This is a genomic window from Mucilaginibacter sp. (assembly GCF_036383575.1).
GTDB lineage: Bacteria > Bacteroidota > Bacteroidia > Sphingobacteriales > Sphingobacteriaceae > Mucilaginibacter.
Genome location: NZ_DASVOB010000757.1, coordinates 1 through 3,118, shown reverse-complemented (window position 1 = coordinate 3,118; position 3,118 = coordinate 1). Strand labels below are relative to the sequence as shown.

Annotated in this window: 3 protein-coding genes; 2 read left to right on the top strand and 1 reads right to left on the bottom strand. The window is 44.4% G+C overall.

Features of this window, described 5'->3' with window-relative positions; translation table 11 throughout:
• The first annotated feature begins 60 nt into the window (after nucleotides 1–60).
• Both VF500_RS27050 and VF500_RS27045 read left to right on the top strand, forming a co-directional pair.
• Nucleotides 61–1,056: a fumarylacetoacetate hydrolase family protein gene (locus VF500_RS27050; RefSeq protein WP_330862651.1), complete on the top strand. Its 996-nt coding sequence runs from the start codon at nucleotides 61–63 to the stop codon at nucleotides 1,054–1,056.
• Between the two features lie 139 nt (nucleotides 1,057–1,195).
• Nucleotides 1,196–2,086 (top strand): flavin reductase family protein, encoded by an 891-nt coding sequence (locus VF500_RS27045; RefSeq protein ID WP_330862650.1) that lies wholly within the window; start codon nucleotides 1,196–1,198, stop codon nucleotides 2,084–2,086.
• 175 nt (nucleotides 2,087–2,261) lie between these two features.
• On the opposite strand, the gene VF500_RS27040 is transcribed toward VF500_RS27045, so the two are convergent.
• Nucleotides 2,262–2,966 carry a L,D-transpeptidase family protein gene (locus VF500_RS27040; RefSeq protein WP_330862649.1) on the bottom strand — a complete coding sequence of 235 codons (705 nt, stop codon included), beginning with the start codon at nucleotides 2,964–2,966 and terminating at the stop codon, nucleotides 2,262–2,264.
• Nucleotides 2,967–3,118: the final 152 nt, after the last annotated feature.

Here is a 3,118-nt window from a genome sequence, read left to right as displayed (position 1 = left end):
TTCACCTCATAAACCCTCAACCAAAATCATTAGCTTTGATTATACCAATTAAGCTACTCTATGAAATTAGTATCCTATAAAACTGAAGACCGCGAACATCTTGGTGTTTTTGTTAATGGCCACATCTATAATTTAAACTCCTGCGATAAGCTGATCCCCGATAATATGAATGAATTTTTATGGGGAGGGCCCGAACTGATGGAGCATGCCGCACGGGCTAATGAAGATATCCGTTCGGGAAAGATAGAGGCTAAGGAAGAATTGTTTTTTGAGTTGACGGCCCCGGTGCCGCACCCAACATCATGCCGCGATGGTTATGCGTTCAGGCAGCACGTGGCGTCGGCAAGGCGTAACCGAAAGCTGGATATGATACCGGAGTTTGACCAGTACCCTATATTTTATTTTACCAATCACAATGCCATACAAGGCCCCGGCGAAATTGAATGTATGCCCGATCATTTTCAAAAGCTCGATTTTGAGCTGGAAGTGGCCGTGGTGCTCAATAAAAAAGGCCGTAACATTACAGCAGCTGAAGCCGATAGTTTTATAGCAGGATATATGATCATGAACGATATGAGCGCCCGTACCTTACAAATGGAAGAGATGCTGCTGAACCTTGGCCCAGCAAAGGGCAAGGATTTTTCGACAGTGATTGGTCCGTGGCTGGTGACTCCTGATGAACTGGAGCAATACAAAGTGCCTGCGAAACCCGGGCATACAGGGAATGCTTATAATCTTGAAATGAAATGCGTGGTGAATGGCAAACAGGTATCGGCAGGTAATATGGCTGATATGGACTGGACTTTTGCAGAGATCATTGAGCGCGCTGCCTATGGTTGTGATGTTTTGCCTGGCGATGTGATAGGTTCGGGCACGGTTGGTACCGGTTGCTTCCTTGAACTGAATGGCACCGGTGTACTCAATAACGCCGACTATGAACCGCAATGGCTGCAACCCGGCGACCTGGTTGAAATGGAGATCACCGGATTGGGCATGTTGGGTAATATTATTGAGAAAGCTGATAGTGATTTTTCGATTTTGAAGCTGAAGAAATAGACCAATAATATCCCAAGTCATTGCAAATAATTATGTCATTGCGAGCGCAGCGTGGCAACCGCACGTAAGCAAAGCCGCTCTGTATAGTATGCGATTGCCACGCTGCGCTCGCAATGACATGTTTTATAATATTTTATCCATGCCCACCATTAACATATCCGATCTTTCGCCTGTTCAACTTCAAAGCTACCTGAATTTTGCGGTAGCACCACGACCGATTTGCCTGGCCTCTACAGTTGATAAGGCCGGGAATATTAATCTGAGCCCTTTCAGCTATTTTAATATTTTCAGCGTTAATCCGCCCATTTGTGTATTCTCGCCATCGCGCAGGGTGAGGGATAATACCACGAAACATACACTCGAAAATATCAGGGAAGTGCCCGAATGTGTGATCAATATCGTTAATCACGATATGGTGCAGCAAACTTCGCTCTCGAGTGTAGAATATCCGCAGGGCATTAATGAGTTTATCAAATCAGGATTAACACCGGTACCGTCGCAATTGGTGAAACCGCCTCGCGTGGCCGAATCATATGTACAGCTGGAATGTGTGGTGAATGAGGTAATTGAATTGGGGCAAAGTTATGGCGCCGGGAACCTTGTACTTGCCGAAATTAAGCTGATCCACATCAGCGATGCCGTTTTAGACGCAGACGGCAAAATAGACCAGGCAAAAATAGACCTGGTAGCCCGCCTCGGCGGAGATTGGTATTGTCGTGTTACTAAAGACAACCTGTTTAAAGTAGCCAAACCAAACACTAAAATTGGTATAGGGGTTGATGCACTGCCTTATGCTATCCGTAATTCAAGGGTGCTTACCGGTAATAACCTCGGACAGTTGGGTAATTTGGAAGCCATACCTACCGATGAAGCTATCGAAGTATTTGCGCTTACTCCCGAAATAAAAGAAGTACTTGACGCCACCATCGGCGATAGCCAAACACGAGAGTTGCAGTTACACTTAAAAGCCAAACAACTACTTGATGAGGAAAGGGTAGTGGAGGCTTTAACGGTGTTGTTGATGGAATGAGGTGTGATCTGTGGACAACAAACAATTTTATGTCATTGCGAGGAGGAACGACGAAGCAATCGCATACTATACAGAGCGACTCTGCTTCCGTGCGATTGCCACGCTACGCTCGCAATGACATAGTTTTTATTATGTATAATGTGCTTTTTTATAGTTTATTCGTGCTTCAAAATTATCAAAAAGCATAATTGTTTCCCTTGATATGATACTCCACAGGTATCTGCTGTTCCTCAAACAGATCGTATCCCGGTTTAAGTGTACGCCAAAAATAGACCTGGTTAGGATAGTAAGCGCTATAAAGTTTCAGACGCGCATTGTCCATCCGGAACGGGAAAATGTCAACACGTATCTGTTTTTGACCGGTGGTAAATGCCTCGTAAACCAGGGTGTAAATTTCTTCGATCCGGGCATCGGTCATGGCATAACAACCGATAGATGCACAATGACCGTGAACCATAATAGCATTGCCGGTATAGCCTTTTAATTGCTCAACTTTGTTAGGATAACCAACATTAATGGCCAGGTAATAATTACTTACCGGGTTAAGCTGTTTTGGTTCGATGGTATAAAATCCCTCCGGACTTTTGCCGTCACCGTTACGGGTTTTGGTACCTAAACCACCAGAGTATGAACATACATCATAACTCTTGAACAACTCGTATTTTTTACCCGATTGCACCCAAACCTCCAGCATACTGATGTCTTTAATGATGCGGATGTAGATAGAACTATGAGTTTTAAAGCCTCTGTCTTTAAGTTCTTTCTGAAGCTTAGGCCATACTTTGGCGCGAACATCGCCGGCCCGTTTGCTATCGGGGATCTCGGGTTTTGGAAGTGCTATCAACAGGAGTGACAGCAGCAGGGTAATCAGTTTAGGCATTGGTTAGATTGTTAACTATGATTATAGTTAACGCGGCTATGAGAAATAAATTATTGAAGTTATGCGAAAATATTAACCATCGTCATTGCGAGGTACGAAGCAATCGCGAACTGTACAGAATGACCAAGCAAGTCTCTCTGTATTTAGGGGAT

Coding starts and splice junctions, on each gene's coding strand:
- VF500_RS27040 (WP_330862649.1), bottom strand. CDS start 2,966: ATGCCTAAACTGATTACCCTGCTGCTGTCACTCCTGTTGATAGCACTT.
- VF500_RS27050 (WP_330862651.1), top strand. CDS start 61: ATGAAATTAGTATCCTATAAAACTGAAGACCGCGAACATCTTGGTGTT.
- VF500_RS27045 (WP_330862650.1), top strand. CDS start 1,196: ATGCCCACCATTAACATATCCGATCTTTCGCCTGTTCAACTTCAAAGC.